The 15793-nt window shown below is 70.9% G+C and carries 10 protein-coding genes; 8 read left to right on the forward strand and 2 right to left on the reverse strand.

What is annotated here, in order from left to right:
• Nucleotides 1-340: 340 nt before the first annotated feature.
• The gene (locus tag HUT10_RS20080) at nucleotides 341-4738 is read right to left on the reverse strand and encodes a LamG-like jellyroll fold domain-containing protein (protein ID WP_254896949.1); all 4398 of its coding nucleotides are present in this window, start codon (nucleotides 4736-4738) and stop codon (nucleotides 341-343) included.
• A gap of 233 nt (nucleotides 4739-4971) precedes the next feature.
• On the opposite strand from HUT10_RS20080, the gene HUT10_RS20085 reads away from it, so the two are divergent.
• The 8 genes from HUT10_RS20085 to HUT10_RS20120 all read left to right on the forward strand — a co-directional run bounded on the left by HUT10_RS20085 (nucleotide 4972) and on the right by HUT10_RS20120 (nucleotide 15006).
• Complete coding sequence (locus HUT10_RS20085) at nucleotides 4972-5397, forward strand: hypothetical protein (protein ID WP_176172630.1); 426 nt, start codon at nucleotides 4972-4974, stop codon at nucleotides 5395-5397.
• 36 nt (nucleotides 5398-5433) lie between these two features.
• On the forward strand, nucleotides 5434-6330 hold the full coding sequence (locus HUT10_RS20090) for an AraC family transcriptional regulator (RefSeq protein WP_176172631.1): 897 nt from the start codon (nucleotides 5434-5436) through the stop codon (nucleotides 6328-6330).
• A gap of 113 nt (nucleotides 6331-6443) precedes the next feature.
• Nucleotides 6444-9176: an AAA family ATPase gene (locus HUT10_RS20095; RefSeq protein ID WP_176172632.1), complete on the forward strand. Its 2733-nt coding sequence runs from the start codon at nucleotides 6444-6446 to the stop codon at nucleotides 9174-9176.
• A 190-nt stretch (nucleotides 9177-9366) separates the two neighbouring features.
• Nucleotides 9367-9906 carry a (2Fe-2S)-binding protein gene (locus HUT10_RS20100; RefSeq protein WP_176172633.1) on the forward strand — a complete coding sequence of 180 codons (540 nt, stop codon included), beginning with the start codon at nucleotides 9367-9369 and terminating at the stop codon, nucleotides 9904-9906.
• Entirely contained in the window at nucleotides 9903-10898 is a 996-nt protein-coding gene (locus tag HUT10_RS20105) for a xanthine dehydrogenase family protein subunit M (protein WP_176172634.1), read from the forward strand. The genes HUT10_RS20100 and HUT10_RS20105 overlap by 4 nt, the downstream gene beginning before the upstream one ends.
• Nucleotides 10895-12985: a xanthine dehydrogenase family protein molybdopterin-binding subunit gene (locus HUT10_RS20110; protein ID WP_176172635.1), complete on the forward strand. Its 2091-nt coding sequence runs from the start codon at nucleotides 10895-10897 to the stop codon at nucleotides 12983-12985. The genes HUT10_RS20105 and HUT10_RS20110 overlap by 4 nt, the downstream gene beginning before the upstream one ends.
• Nucleotides 12986-13003: 18 nt before the next feature.
• Nucleotides 13004-13783 carry an AraC family transcriptional regulator gene (locus HUT10_RS20115; RefSeq protein ID WP_176172636.1) on the forward strand — a complete coding sequence of 260 codons (780 nt, stop codon included), beginning with the start codon at nucleotides 13004-13006 and terminating at the stop codon, nucleotides 13781-13783.
• A complete protein-coding gene (locus tag HUT10_RS20120) occupies nucleotides 13684-15006 on the forward strand; it encodes a 4-hydroxybenzoate 3-monooxygenase (protein WP_254896950.1) in 1323 nt (440 codons plus the stop codon). Before HUT10_RS20115 ends, HUT10_RS20120 begins: the two co-directional genes overlap by 100 nt.
• Nucleotides 15007-15015: 9 nt before the next feature.
• On the opposite strand, the gene HUT10_RS20125 is transcribed toward HUT10_RS20120, so the two are convergent.
• Complete coding sequence (locus HUT10_RS20125) at nucleotides 15016-15636, reverse strand: hypothetical protein (protein WP_176172637.1); 621 nt, start codon at nucleotides 15634-15636, stop codon at nucleotides 15016-15018.
• Between the last annotated feature and the right edge of the window lie 157 nt (nucleotides 15637-15793).

Here is a 15793-nt window from a genome sequence, read left to right on the forward strand (position 1 = left end):
CCCCTTCACCCGGCAAGTCGACCTCGGTGGTCGCCGCGACCGGCCACGCCACGGCGGCTGGGATGAACTTGCTCCCCGCCGGGGTGCCCGGCGCCCGGAGACCGCCGTCGACTCCGTCGACCGACTTCGTCTCCTGCAGCGCAGGACGATCCCAGCCCAGCCCGTGCCACCCACCGGCCGCGGCCTCCGCGGCGGACTGCGCCGAACCGAACAGCACCACCGCGACGCCGAACGCGACGAACCGCCGGCCGCGGTTGTTCTGGAAGAGCCCACTTCTGCCCGTCATTGCTGACCCATCTCCTGTTGCACGCGGCGCCAGGGCACCGAAGCCGGACTCGAGCTAGTGGAAGACACCGAAGAGGTTGCCGGGGTCGTCGAGGACCCTGTCCCGCCGGATCCCGGCCGAATCGAGCAGCCCGCCGTAAACCCGCACTCCGGCCAGACCGCCGTACCAGACGTCGCTGCGCTGTCCCGTCCACACCCCGTGACCGAGAACCAGGGGCGTACCCGTGTCACGAGCGGTGACTCCGCCGCCATCGGGTGTGTTGACGAAGAAGTTCTGCTTCGTGCCGTTGACGAACAGCGCTAGGTAACCGGTGGCGGCGTCGTAGGTGGCGACCAGGTGCGTCCAGGTGTTGTCCGCCGCCTCGGCGTCGCTGAGGGCGAACCTGCCGTCGTTGCCCGACGTCGCGTAGGGCGCGACCAAGAAGCTCCACCGGCCGTGCAGGGTCCCGGATGCGTCGGCCCACGGCCGGTAGCCGAGCAGGAAGGGCGAGAACTGGGTGTCAGTGGCCGTGACGACGGCACGAGGCGACGTGTCGACCGGTCCGTTCGCCGCCACATCCGCCGCGGTCCAGGTGTGCTTGACCCAGGCCTCCACCGAGAAGGACTTGTCGGTCCGCAGGTTGGCAGGCCTCGTGGTCGCGACTTCGCCGCCATTGATGGAGAACTGAGCGGCACACGCTGTCGGATTACCGGCCGTGCCGGTCTCCACTCCGAGCGAGGCGGCGCCCGAGGCGGTGCCCTCCGCCTGGCTGACCGAGTCGTAGTAGGCGAACGGCCTCATGGCCGCGATCTGGTCGTCGGTGAGGACCCGGCCCCACACCCGGGCTTCGTCGAGAACGCCCTTGAACGGGTTGCGAGCTCCTTGCTCGGCTCCGAAGAACAAGGACCCGTTCGCCGTCCAAGCCTGCCCGAGCCTGGAATCGGCTTCGTGCCGGCCGTTGACGTACAGGCTCAGCCGCATCGTCGCCTGGTCGAACGTGCCGGTGAGCAAGGTCCAGACACCGGCCGGCGGAATGGTCGTGCCCACCGCCCAGCTGGTGGCCCCCGCGGCGTCGTCAGCCGGGTTCATGCCGAACGCCCAGCGATTCAGGCCCTTGTCGTAGCGCAGCACGAACGCGGAGGCGTTCGCGCCCGCCTGCGACAACACGGTGTAATTGGCGTTGAGGTCAGCCGGATTGACCCACGCGGACACCGTGAAGGACGCAGCGGTGTTGGTGGCGGGTCTCGTCGTGGTTCCGTAGGCCGTCGATCCATCCAGCTGGACCCCGCCGCCGCTGTGCCCGGGAACCCGCGCGTAGCCACCGGTCAAGGCGATGTCGTTGCCGCGTTGCGTGGCGTCCGTGGCGAGGTTGCCACTGCTTTCCCCGAGCGACCAGCCTGCTCGCAACGACGGGATCCGGGAGGTTGCCGAGGTGATCTCCGGTCCGCAGCCTTCGGCCAAGCCGTATGCGGCCAGAGGTACTGAGGTGCCGGCCAGGTCGTGGACGTCCTGTCCGGACAGAGCCCGTTGCCACACCTGCATGTCGTCGAGCGCCCCGTGGAAGAAGTCGACGCGCACTCCGGACCACTTCGTCGCGCCCAGCACCACCGGTCCGCTCGCCACCCATGGCTGGGTGACCACCGTGCTCTGCTTCGCGCCGTCGACGTACAGCGTGGCGACCTGAGTCGACGCGTCATAGGTTCCCGCCACATGGGTCCACACCCCGACCTGAGGCGGCCGGCTCGAGTAGGCCCAGGCGGCCGCCGGCGTGGCCGAATCCCCTGTTGTGACGCGCAACGCCCAGGTGTTGTTTTCCTGGTGGTACTGCAGGGCGAACGACATCGACTGGGTGCCGTCCTGGGCGATGATCGTTTGGGAGTGCGTGGTGTCGGTGAGCTTGGCCCAAGCCGCCACGGTGAACGACTTCGAGGCGTCGAGCACGCGATCGCCGGTCTGGGCGTAGCCGCTGGTGCCGTCGAGACTGATCGCACCCTTCACACCGTCGCTGTATCCACTGATGTCGGGATGGGTCCAGCTGGTGCCATGGTTGTACCCCGCTCCTCGGGTGACGCCGCCGGACGCGGTGGCCGGGTGGGTGGCCAGCGTCGCGTTGTCCGGTGTCGACGAGGCACTGTCGATCAGGGTCGTGCCGGACGGCTCGTCGGCACCCCAGGCGGCGACCAGGTTCTTTCCGGGTGTCAGCGGCTGGACGTGGTAGGAGCAGGACGGACCGTCCAGCGCCGGGTTGGACTCGGCGAGGACCACACAGGTCGCGTTGGGGCTGGGCAGGCCGGCCTTGTTCACCGATTTGACCTTGATCAGGTTCTGGTTGCCGTTGGCCGCGACGACCTTGATCGCCGTCGTGGCAACCATCTCGCCGTTCGCGTCGACGCCCTGGGTGGCCGGTGCGGTCGGTGAGCCCTGGGTCTGCGGTTCGGATCCGTCGGTGGTGTAGATGAAGTGGTCGATGTCGTAGAGGTTCTCGGTGGCCATGCCGGTCCACACGTCGAACTCCACCGCGTCACCCTGGACCTTCGGATCGGTCCACGACGCCATCGCCAGCGCCGGCGGCTTCGGCACCTTGGTGTCCACGGTGAACTCGCAGTTGCCGACCCAGTTCGACCACAGCTCACCGTCATAGGCCTGCATCGACCAGTTGTAGACACCGTCTTCGTTGATCCACCCCGGTGGGACGGCGGCCAGCTGCGCGGTCGCCTGCTGGTTCGGACCCGCCGTGCCCACCGGGACGAGGTTCGCGGCGTTCTCGTGGACATAGACGTTGTGACCGAGCGCACCGTAAGCCAGGGCGAACTTGCCGTAGACGGTGCCACCGTCCGGATCGGACACTTGGCCGGCGATCTGCGGCGTCTTGGTGTAGACCCACGGCCGGTTCGGTCCCGAGGTGCAGGGCAGCGTCCCGTTCTGCATCGACAGGGCTGCCGGCGGGTTCGGGTAGGAGTCGTAGTTCACCGCGAAGTACGGGTTCAGGTCGAACCGGCGCCAGGCCGCGACCCCGTCGCCCTCATTCGCGGCCGCGAGCACGAACCACGTGCTCTGCCACCGGTTCGCCGCCGCATCCTTCGCCGCCAGGGTGGCGTCGAACACCCCATCCACGCCCGGCGTATCGTTGCAGTTCGCGACGTTCATGGTCGACACCTGATAACTCCAGCCCGGCTGGGCCGCCCACGTCGTATCCGGCGACGCGGGATTCGACAACCACAACCCGGTCGGCTTCGCGACGTCAGCGCACTTGGCGCTGTGCTGGACCTTGGTGTTCAGCGTCGCGCTGTGCACCACCGTGCCGCCGAGCCGCGACGAGTTCATCTGGATGTAGGACCGCGAAGTCCCGGCCGAATCGAAGTTCTCGTAGCCGGCCTTCAGGTTCGAGAGGTCCCCGCCCGTGGCGTTCCAGTTGTGCGCGTCCCGGTAGCCGGACTGGACCACCACATGCGCCTGGTTGCCGCACGAATCACACCAGTAGCCCGGGTCCAACGACACCGGGTAGCGCGTCGCCGGATCCTGCAGGAAAGCCTGGTCCGGCGTGATCGTCACCTTGCCCGATCCGAGGGCGACTCCCATCACGGCCTCGCGGCGGCCTCCTCCTTCGCCGAGTTGCTGCTCAGCAGGCGAACCATCGCCGGTGGAGTCCCACATCCGCGACGCTTCACCGGAGAAGACGACCCCGCCGGCCGTATCCTTGACCTCGAGTGCGTCGGTCGGAGTGGCCTGTGCCGGTGTGCCATGACCTTCACCTTCCGCAACGGTGACGGTTGTGTTGCGGGTGTGGAGACCGAAGGGGATTTCCCTCAACTGCGGGTTCTTCGCCGCCTCCGGCGTCTTGATGACCAGGTTCTCCTCGAACCCTGCGGGTACGGCCTTCACCGTCAGGTCGACGCCGGCGAGCACCTCGGTGTAGGTGGCGGTATCACCGTCGAGCACTGGTGCCGGAAGGTCGCTCGTCCACTTCAGACCGACCTCTTTGCCGTCCTGCCCTGCCTGCGCGATCGGTGTGGCCGCGGAGCCGGCCCCGCCGGGGTTGAGCTTGACCTCGATCGTCGTGGCCTTCGGCGCGATCGTCCCGTCCGCTCGGCGCACCAGCGTGGTGTCGACCGGCGTCCACGCACCGGCCTGCTTGACCCGGACTGGGTGGACGTACTGCGTCATCGTCCACGAACCATCCGGATTGGCCATGGTCTGCGACGTCTCGGTCGTCTCCGACGTCACCTCGACCGGATTACCACCCTCCCGGGCATAGGCAGCGGCCGTCGCCTCGTCCGGAGCCGAGTTCGGAACGACCTGAGGTGTCTCGGCCCCAGCCGGATCAACCACCACGATGGTGCTGAGCGCAACCGCCGCGCCGAGAAAAAGGGCGCGCCAACGCACACCAAACGAACCCACGAGATCCCCCTCGCCCAAGAGCACCAGCACACTGCCGGGCCCCCGACGAACCCAAAATTCACCTTTGCTGATCAAGGCGGCGAAGGGAATAGACCAAGCGGGGTATTCACGCGAGGCCCACAAGTCATCTGAGTAGCTCCACAATCGACCAATAGCTCCACTTGCACCAAACCAGACATTCCGCCGCCCGGTTGCGCACTGGCCACTGGCGAACCTGATCGCAGCGCAGTTCAGGAAGATGATCCGCCGTCCCGTAACGCGGCACGCCGTGGCGGCGATGCCGCCAGGAGCGAAGGAGCAAATTGGCCATGACCGACCACGGCACCCAACTACCCCGGGCTGGGGCCGCGTCACCCCGGCGATCCCGGGCGCTGCTGTACACCGGCATCGCCACGGCTGTCCTCGTCGTCTCCGCCGGGGTCATCCTGATCGTCAACCTTCCGGGCGGCCCACCACCGGTCGACTACCACGTCGCCGTCACCGGCAACGTCAGCGCATCCTGGGTCTCCGACGACGGCGACGGCAAGCTCGACCTCACCACCGGCGGCAACTCCGAGATGATTCGGGCCGGCTCTCTCACCATCACGGTGCAGTCGACGATGCCGAGTGGCGCCAGCTGCAGCATCGTCGGCCCGAACGGCAACGTCGTCGACGATCAGATCACCTTTCCCCCTCGCGGCACCAGCGGTGAGGACGCGGCGACGACTGTCACCTGCAGCACAGAAAAGCGTTGACGGCTACATCCGCGGTGCGGTGCTTGAATGGCGCCCATGTCGCTCGACGAGTTGCGTGACTTGCTGGCCCGGCACGCCCGCCCCGATCTGAGCACGGACATCGATGCCGTGCGCATCTTCCGCGCCGATCGGCCCAGTCCGCCGATTCCGACCACCTACGGCCAGGTGCTGGCCCTCGTCGCCCAGGGCGCCAAGCGGTTCGCGCTCGGCGATCGCCTCTACGAGTACCGCGCCGGCGAGTACCTCGTCGCCTCGGTCGATCTGCCGGTGACCGCGCAGTTCCTGCGCGCCGACCCCGGGGAACCCGCGCTCGGGTTCGGCCTCGACCTGCGGCCGGCCGCGGTCGCCGAGGTGCTGCTGGCCGCCGATGCGGGTGACCTGCCGGAACTCGAGCCCGGCGCGCCGGCCGGCCTGGCCGTCAGCACCGCCTCGCCCGAACTGCTCGATGCCGTCGTCCGGCTGCTGCGGCTGCTCGACCGGCCGCGCGACATCGCGGTGCTCGCGCCCCTGATCAAGCGGGAGATCATCTGGCGGCTGCTCACCGGTGAGCAGAGCGCCGTTCTGCGCCAGTTCGGGCTGCCCGACAGCAGTCTCAGCCACATCGCCAGGGCCGTGCAGTGGATCCGCGACAACTACGCGCTGCCCTTCCGGGTCGAGGAGGTGGCGCAGCGGGCGGGCATGAGCGTCTCCGCGTTCCACCGCAACTTCCAGGCCGTCACCTCGATGAGCCCCATCCAGTACCAGAAGCAGATCCGCCTGCAGCAAGCCCGGCTGCTGCTCGCCGCCGATCCCGGTGACATCGCCGGGATCAGCCGTCAGGTCGGCTACGAAAGCCCCGCGCAGTTCAGCCGCGAGTACCGCAGGCAGTTCGGTGACCCGCCGCGCCGGGACGCCGTCCGCCTGGGCGTGAACGTCCGGACGGGCGGCAGTTGACCAGAACTCGCGACTTCTTGCCCGTTCCTGCCGCTTGTCCCGTCGACCGGCTCCGGCGCCGGGGACTCGCTATAGCCTGGCCGGCAAGCAACGAGGGGCACGTGAGGTAGTGGGTGACCGGTGTCGAACTGTTCGGGCGTCACGATGAGCTCGCCGGGATTTCCGGGTTCCTGGACCGGGTGCGGCAAGGCGGCTGCGTCCGGCTGATTCGCGGCGAACCGGGTGTCGGCAAGTCCGCCCTCATGACCGCCGCGGCGGAACTCGCGCTCTCTCAAGGGATGCACGCGCTGCGGGCGTCCGGTTCGGAGTTCGAAGCCGACGTCGGCTACTCCTGTCTCAACCAGTTGCTGCTTCCCGCGCACGCGGCTCTGGACCGGCTCCCACCCGGCCCGCGCGAGGCACTGTCGGTGGCGCTCGGTTTCGGAGCCGGTGCGCCCCCGGACGTTCTCCTGGTCTGCAACGCCGCGCTGCTGCTCGTCACGGAGCTCGCGGCCGACCGGCCGGTCGTCCTGGTCGTCGACGACGTGCCGTGGATCGACCGGGCGAGTGCCGTCGTCCTCGGCTTCCTGGCCAGGAGGCTCGAGGGCCGCCGGGCCGGGCTGCTGCTGTCGGCCAGAACGGGCTCGACGAGCTTTCCCGGCCTGCTGTCCGAACACGTCGTCGAACCGCTCGACGACGAGGCGGCCGGACGGCTGGTCGAAACCCTTCACCCGCAGATGCCGGCCCGGGTGCGGCGGCGGCTGCTCGACCTCGCCCAGGGCAACCCTCTCGCGTTGCTGGAGCTGCCCGCCGCGTTGCTGGGTTCCGCGCGGCGCACGGTGCCGGACGCCGAAGTCGTTCCCCTCAGCGATCGCCTGCAGGCGATCTTCGCGGCACGCCTCACCGCACTGCCCGACGCCACCCGGCAGGTGCTGCTGCTCGCCACCTTCGAAGGCGCCGGCGACGTCCGGGTACTCCGCGCCGCGCTCCCCGACCGGCCCAGCCTGGAGGACCTGGCTCCCGCCGAACGTGCCCAGCTGGTGCGCGTGGACGACGCGACGGCCCGGATCGCGTTCCGGCACCCCCTGATCCGGTCGGCGGTCGTGGCGATGTCCACCCACGAGGAGCGCCGCACCGCGCACCTCGCCCTCGCCGGTGCCGTGGACCGGGACCGCCGCGCGTGGCACCTCGCGGCGGCCGCACTCGGCCCCGACGAGGAGGTGGCGGAACTCCTCGACGACGCGGCGCGTCGCGTGCTGCTCCGCGGGGACGGCTTCGCGGCGATAGCGGCCCTGGTCCGCGCCGCCGAGCTGAGCACCACGAGCGCCGGCCGGGGACGGCGGCTCGCCGAGGCCGCGTACATCGGCGCGGAGGTCAACGGCACCGTCGACGACGCCGAAATCCTGCTGACCGACGCCCGCCGGGCGGCTCCGGACTCCGCGGGCTCCCTGCACGCGGCCAGCGCGGCCGCCTTCCTCATGATCAACGGGGACGGCGACGTGAACACCGCGCACCGGCTGCTGACCGGTGCCATCGAGACCGGCGACCACGGCTACCGGGCCGACGACCCCGCGCTCGTCGAGGCCATGCACACCCTCCTGCTGCTGTGCTGGTACGGCAGCACGCCGGAGCACTGGAAACCGTTCTTCTCGGTCCTGCGGCGGCTCCGGCCGCAGCCGCCGGACCTGCTCGCGCTGGCCGCCGACAGCTTCGCCGATCCGGTACGCACCGGGAAAGCCGCTCTGCCCCGGGTCGACGCGGTCCTGCGGACGCTGACCGACGACGTCGACCCCGCCCGCGTCGTGCGGGCCGGGACCGCCGCGGTGTACCTCGACCGCCTCGGCGACTGCCGCGAGGCGTCCTGGCGGCTGGTCCGGCACGGGCGGGACGGCGGCGCACCCCGACGGCACCTCGGGGCCCTGATGCACCTGTGCCTCGACGACTACCTGGTGGGGCGGTGGGACGAGGCCGAAGAACTCGCCGACGAGGGACAGCGGATCTGCGACACCGGCGGCTACCCGTTCTTCGCCTGGTACTTCCGCTACAGCCGGGCGATCCTCGCCGCCGGCCGCGGGCGGTTCGACGAGGCGTACACGCTCGCCGACGAGATCACGCACTGGGCGCTCCCCCGCGGCGTGGCGGCCGCCGTGCTGTTCGCGCACCACCCGCGGGTCCTCGCCGCCGCGGGGCAGGGTGACCACGACGCCGCTTTCGGCCACGCCGCCGCCATGAGCCCGCCCGGTGTGCTCGCCTCCCACGTCCCGCACTGCACGTGGGTCATGTTCGACCTGGTCGAGGCGGCCGTGCGGATCGGCCGCACGACCGAAGCGACGGCACACGTCCGCGCGATGCGGGACGCGGACGTGGGGGCGTTGTCGTCCCGGACGGCCTTGCTCCAGGCCGGCGCCGAGGCCCTTGTCCTCGACGACGACGAGCAGGTGCCCCGCCTGGAAGCCGCGCTGGCCGGCGCCGAGCGGTGGCTGTTCGACCGGTCGCGGGTGCGGCTGGCGCTCGGCGAGAAACTGCGCCGGACCCGGTCGGCAGCGCAGGCGCAGCAGCACCTCCTCGCCGCCCACGGCGGATTCGCCGCCATGGCGGCCGGACCGTGGCTCTCCCGGGTGGCCGGGGAGCTGCGTGCCGCCGGCTACCGCCCGGCCACCGAGCAGCGGGGTGAGCCGACCGCGCTGACGGCGCAGGAGGCCCAGATCGCGCAGCTGGCGGCGAGCGGCCTGACCAACAAGCAGATCGCCGAGCGCCTGTACCTTTCGCACCGGACGGTCGGGGCCCACCTCTATCGGATCTTCCCCAAGCTGGGTGTCACGTCTCGCGCCGGCCTCCGGGATGCTCTGTCGCCGCCTGCGGTCTGACCGGGAATCCGCGAGCGGCCGGTCCGTCGTCCGTGTTCCCGTCCTCGTGGCGTCACGCCTTCGATGGTGGGACACGGCTCGCCGCCGCAGCATCTGTCAAACGACCTAACCGCGCTGTGGGGTGACGGCGCCGGATTCCCGGAGTCGGATGACTGATGTGGATCGGCAGGCCGGCACCGACAGTGGAGCCATGACCGAGCACACCCGCAGCGAGATAACGCTGCGAGTCAACGAGACGACCCACCGGCTGTCGGTGGACAACCGCCGGACGCTGCTCGACGCGTTGCGGGAGGACCTCGGCCTCACCGGCCCCAAGAAGGGGTGCGACCAGGGGCAGTGCGGCGCCTGCACGGTGCTGTGCGACGGCCGCCGGGTGGTCTCCTGCCTCACCCTCGCGGTCGCCGCCGACACGACCGCCGTCACGACCGTCGAAGGACTGGCCACCGAGGGCGAACTGCGGCCGATCCAAGAAGCCTTCGTGCGCCTGGACGGCTTCCAGTGCGGCTTCTGCACGCCCGGGCAGCTCTGCTCGGCGGTCGGGATGCTCGCCGAACACGCGGCGGGCTGGCCCAGCGCTGTCACCGCCGCCGACGCACCGGACCGGGCGCCGGAACTGGACGAGGCCGAGGTGCGCGAGCGGATGAGCGGGAACCTGTGCCGCTGCGGGGCGTACCCGCCGATCGTGCGCGCGGTGCTCGAGACCGCGGCACGCGAGGGAGGTGCGAAGTGAGGGAGTTCGCCTACCAGCGCGCGGCGCAGATCCGCGACGCGCTCACGGCCGTCGCCGACGACGCCGGCGCCCGGTACCTGGGCGGGGGCACGAACATCGTCGACCTGATGAAGTGCGGAGTCGAGGAGCCGACCCGGCTGGTGGACGTGCGGCGGCTGCCGCTCGACGGCGTCAGCGGAACACCGGACGGCGGGCTGGTCATCGGTGCGACCACGACGAACAGCGACCTGGCCGCGCACCCGGAGGTGCGCCGCCGGTTCCCGTCGGTGAGCCAAGCCGTCCTCGCGGGGGCGTCCGGCCAGCTGCGGAACATGGCCACGGTGGGCGGCAACCTCCTGCAGCGGACCCGGTGCGGCTACTTCGCCGACCTCTCCCGGCCGTGCAACAAGCGGACACCCGGCAGTGGCTGTGCCGCGATCGAAGGCGTGCACCACAACCACGCGGTACTGGGCCACTCCGAGCACTGCGTGGCGACCCACCCCTCGGACATGGCGGTGGCGCTCGCCGCGCTGGACGCGGTCGTGTGCTACGAGACGCTCGACGGCCCCGGCGAGGTCCCGTTGTCCCGGTTCTACCTGCCGGTCGGTGACCGGCCGGACCGCGAAACCGCGTTGCCGGCGGGCGCGCTGATCACCGCCGTCGTCCTGCCGGGGGCCGCGGCGGGACTGCGGTCGCGTTACCGCAAGGTCCGCGAGCGCGCGTCGTACGCCTTCGCCACGGTCTCCGTCGCCGCGGCGCTCGACATCCGCGACGGCGTGGTGCGCGACGTGCGCATCGCGCTGGGCGGCGTGGCGTCACGTCCCTGGCGGGCCGGCTCCGCCGAGGCCCTGCTCCGCGGCACCCGGCCCACCGCCGACCGGCTCCTGGCCTGCGCCGAGGAGGCGTTGAGCGAGGCGAATCCGTTGCCCGACAACGGGTACAAGGTGATTTTGGCGCGGAACCTGATCGAGGCCGTGCTCGGTGAGCTCGCCGGAACGGAGATGGATCGATGAACGCGGATGCCGTCGGCACCCCACGCCCCCGGATCGAGGGCAGGCTCAAGGTCACCGGCGCCGCCCACTACGCCGCCGACATCCCGGTGCCGGACCTGGCCCACGGCTGGCTGGTGACCGCCACCCTCTCCCGAGGCCGGATCCGCGACATCGACACGTCGACCGCGCTCGGTATGCCGGGTGTGCTGGGAGTACTCGACCACCGCAACGCACCCCGCCTCAACCCCGCGGCCGGCAACTACTTCGGCCCGGACGGCAGCCTGCAGCTCCTGCAGGACGACGTGATCCCCTACGCGGGCCGGCCGCTCGCGCTGGTGGTGGCGGAAACGCCCGAGCAGGCCAGAGCGGCCGCGGCGGCGGTGCGGGTCACCTGTGAGGGCGAGCCGCACGACCTCGACTTCCGCCTGGAGCACCCGGCCGCGCGGCCGGCGTCGACCGCCTTCGGCCCGGAGGCGGACCTCGGCGACCTGGAGGCGGAGCTGGCGGCGTCCGCGGTCGTGCTCGAGGAGCGCTACCGCACTCCGGAGGAGAGCCACTGCGCGATGGAGCCGCACGCCGCGACCGTGTGGTGGGACTCCGATCACCTGTACGCCGTGGACGCCAACCAGGGCGCGTTCAGCGTGTCCGAGGTCCTCGCCGCGTTGTGGTCCATCGACCGGGAGCGGGTGCACGTGCGCTCCGAGCACGTGGGCGGGGGTTTCGGCGGCAAGGGCGCCTGCGGCCCGCAGGTGGTGCTCGCCTCGATGGCCAGCCGTCGGTTCGGCCGCCCGGTGCGGATCGCCATGACCCGGGCGCAGGTGTTCGAGACGACCTCGTCGCGGCCGCGGACGGACCAGGTGCTGACCGTCGGCGCGGACGCCGACGGCCGCCTGCGGGCCATCCACCACCGGGCGGCCTACGCCCTCTCACCGCTTTCGGAGTACATCGAGGCGTGCACCGAGCAGGCCAAGGTCCTGTACGCGGCGCCGGCCATCCGCACCCGGCTCACCGCCGTGCCGCTCGACGTCCTGCCGCCCGCCTCGATGCGCGGGCCCGGCGCGACGCCCGGCTCGTTCGCCCTGGAGTCGGCGATCGACGAGGTCGCCGAGCGGCTGGGCCTGGACCCGCTGGACCTGCGCCTGCGCAACCAGCCCACGGTCACGCCCGCGTCGGGCAAGCCCTTCAGCACCCGCCGCCTGGTGTCCTGCATGCGGGAGGGCGCGCGCCGGTTCGGCTGGGCGGCCCGGGACCGGCGTCCCCGCTCCCGGCGCGAAGGCCCGCTGCTGATCGGCAGCGGCATGGCCGCCACGTCGTTCAGCGCCGGGGTGTTCCCGTCGAAGGCCTCGATCACGGCGGAGACGGACGGGACGTTCACGGTGTCGATCGGGGCGAGCGACATCGGCACCGGCGCCCGGACCGCGGTCGCCGCCGACGCCCTGGGTGTCGGCACCGAACGGATCCGCCTCCGGATCGGCGACAGCGATCTCGGCATGGCGTGGGGCGCGGGTGGTTCGCGCGGGACGACGTCCTGGTCCTTCGCGATCACCGAGGCCGCCGAGAAACTGCGGGACGATCCCGTCCGGCCGACGACCGCGACGGTGGACACCACCACGCTGATCGACTACCAGCCGGAGCGGGAACGCCAGACCTACAGCGCGGTTTTCGCGGAGGTCAGCGTCGACCCGGCCACCGGCGAGGTCCGGGTCCGCAGGCTGCTGGGCATGTTCGCCGTCGGCCGGGTGATCAACCCGCTGCTGGCCCGCAGCCAGGTGGTCGGCGGGATGATCATGGGGCTGTCCATGGCCCTGCACGAGGAGAGCGTGCGAGACCCCCGCACCGGCCGGCTGGCGAACGGCGACTGGGCGGGCTACCACATCGCCGCGCACGCCGACGTCCCCGGCATCGAGGCGGATTTCGTGCCGGACTACGAGCCCCAGGACCCGTCGGGGTTCAACGGCCTCGGCGAAATCGGCACCGCAGGCACCGCGGCGGCGATCGCCAACGCCGTGTGGCACGCCACCGGCACCCGCCAGCGGATCCTCCCGATCCGCCTCGACCGCGTGCTGGAGAAGAGCACCGCGGTCGCGGGCGAACTTCGTGCGGTGTGAGCCGTAAGCTGGCCTCCGATGCAGGAAACCCGCCCCTCTCCCCCGCCGCCGGGCGAGGTGACGCCGGAAGGCGCGGGCTGGCTTCCGCACGGCTATCACCTCCGAAGCCACTCCCACCTCGACGGGCAGCTGGTGTACGCGGCAGCCGGGGCGTTCACCACCACGACCTCCTACGGGACCTGGATCGCGCCCGCCGATCGGGTCACCTGGACGCCGCCGGGGTTCGAGCACTCGCACCGCTTCTACGGCCGGACCGATGCGCGCATCGTCGCCGTCCCCGTCGACGAGTGCGGCGAGCTCGCCGAGCACCCCTGCGTGTTCGCGGTGTCACCGCTGTTGCGCGAAGGCATTCTGGCGCTGACCGGCGACCGGACGAGATCCGCCGACGCCGCCCGGCGGCTGCGTGCGGTGGTGCTCGACGAACTCGGCGAGCTTCCCGAGCAGTCCTTCCACCTGCCCGAGCCGCGGGACGATCGGCTGCGCGCCGCGACCGGTCTGCTGCACGCCGATCCCGGGCGGAACACGACGCTGGCCGAACTGGGGCGGGCCGCCGGGACGAGCGAGCGCACCCTCAGCCGCCTGTTCCACACCGATCTCGGCATGAGCTTCCACCGCTGGCGCACCATCCTGCGCATCCACCACGCCCTCATCCGGCTCACCGACGGCGACTCCGTCACCGACACCGCGATCACCTGCGGGTGGTCGAACCCGTCGACGTTCATCGAAGTGTTCACCGCCGTCGTCGGGCAGACCCCCGGGCGCTACCAGGCCGGTGTGCGCGACCGCGGCGACCGGTGATGTTGGCGGGTTTCCGTTATCGCACGTCGGGTTATCGGTGGACCGCAATCGCCGGCCCGGTCACAGTGGTGATCATGACTCGAACCGAAGAAAGCACCACCGCGGTCATCGTGGGCGGCGGGGTCGCCGGGCTCGCGCTCGGCACCTTCCTGCTGCGCAACGGAATCCGGTGCGTCATCTTGGAAAAGCACAGCCGCGAGTACGTCGAGAACCGGCAACGCGCCGGCGCACTCGACGCCCGTGGCGTACGCACCCTGCACGAATGGGGAGTGGGAGAGGCCGTCGAAGCGGCCAGTCACGATTCCTCCGACAAGCCGATGCCGCTGATCATCGACGGCGAAAAGCGCGCATGGAAGATGGACGATCACGAGGACGCCGAAGGTGCCTTCCTTCCCCAGCAAGTCCTGGTCCGAAACCTGATCACGATCTTCCTGCGTGACGGCGGCGACCTGCGTTTCGAAGCCGAGGACGTCTCGCTGGACGGTCTCGGCACCGGGCGCCCCCGGGTGCGCTACCGGGACGCCGCCGGCTCGACCACGGTGATCGGCTGCGACTTCGTCGCCGGGAGCGACGGCCACCAGGGCGTCAGCCGGAAAGCCGTTCCCGACGGCGTCCTCACCTGCCACACCCACGAGTTCGGCTACGCCTGGCTGACCGTCATGACGGAGGTGCCCGCCGACCCACCGGCCGTGCTGGCGGTGCATTCCCGCGGCTTCGCCGCGCAGATCACCCGCGGCCCGAACGCGAGCCGTGTCTACCTGCAGTGCCCGGTCACCGACACCGTCGAGGACTGGCCGGACGAACGCATCCGGAGCGAGCTCGCAACGCGGTTCGGCGAGCCGGCGCCGAAGGGCCCGATCGTCAGTAAGCAGGTCGTGCCGCTGCGCGGGGTGGTGTTCAGCCCGATGAGCTACGGCCGGCTCCACCTCCTCGGCGACGCGGCGCACCTGATTTCCCCGATGAGCGCGGAGGGGATGAGTCTCGCACTGCACGACGCCGGGAAACTCGCGCAAGCGATCATTCACCAGGTCGTGAAAGGCGATGGGAACCTGCTGGAGAACTATTCGGATATCTGCCTGAGCCACACCTGGGAACGACAGGCAGCCGCGGTCTCGATGACCGACACGATGCACGACTCCGGTGATTCCACCTACCGCGGCGAGTTCCTCAAGCGCGTCGCGCGCGCGAACCTGGAAAACCTCCTCCAGCCGCTGGAGAAGTGACACAGCTCGTCAGCGCGGGCCGTCACCCTGCAGGCCCGCCTCACGGGCCGCGTCCTCGACCGCCCTGCCCGCTTCGGCGGCCGATCCGGCCAAGTCGGGCAGGTCCGGGTTCAGCTCCTTGGCCCTGGCGGCGAGCCGCTGCACCAGCGCCGCCGCGTTCCGGGCCAGCCGCACCGCGTCGGGCATGCGGTCGTCCGCGGCCAGCCGTTCGATGTGCCAGGCCAGCCCGGCCAGCGTCTCGTCGTCGGTGTCCGGGGACAGAAAGCCGGACAGTCCCGGCGGGTAGCGGGTCTCCTCGCGCAGTTCGGACAACGCGGTCACCACCGAGGGCTCGGCGCTGTAGCTCTCCAGCAGGTCGATCAGTGCGAACAGCCTGGCCACGATCTTCGGACGGCCGGGGAAGCGCTCCAGCCACCGCACCAGCTCGGCTTCGCCGCCGAGGTGGCGCACGATCCGGGTCATCTGCGCGGCGAGCGCGGTGGGCAGCTCCGTGTGGAACACGGCGATGATCGCCACCTGGCCGGCCAGCTCCGCCTGGCCGGCCTCGTCCAGCTCGCCGGCCACGAACCTCTTGACCAGCTTCGTGTCCAGAGCGAAGCCCGGCTTCGGCAGCTGCTCTCGGTCGGTCATGGGTCTCCCGGTGACGGCGTCCGCTGTGGACGAAGTGGGACGGCCGGTCTCGACGATGCACCGGACCGCACCGGCGCCGTACCGGCCTGGCAGGGTGAATCGGGGCGGTGAAATCCATCCTCGGAGTCCGAGACGCCATCCGGCCGCGGCAGCCATG

Source organism: Amycolatopsis sp. Hca4, assembly GCF_013364075.1.
Taxonomy (GTDB): domain Bacteria; phylum Actinomycetota; class Actinomycetes; order Mycobacteriales; family Pseudonocardiaceae; genus Amycolatopsis.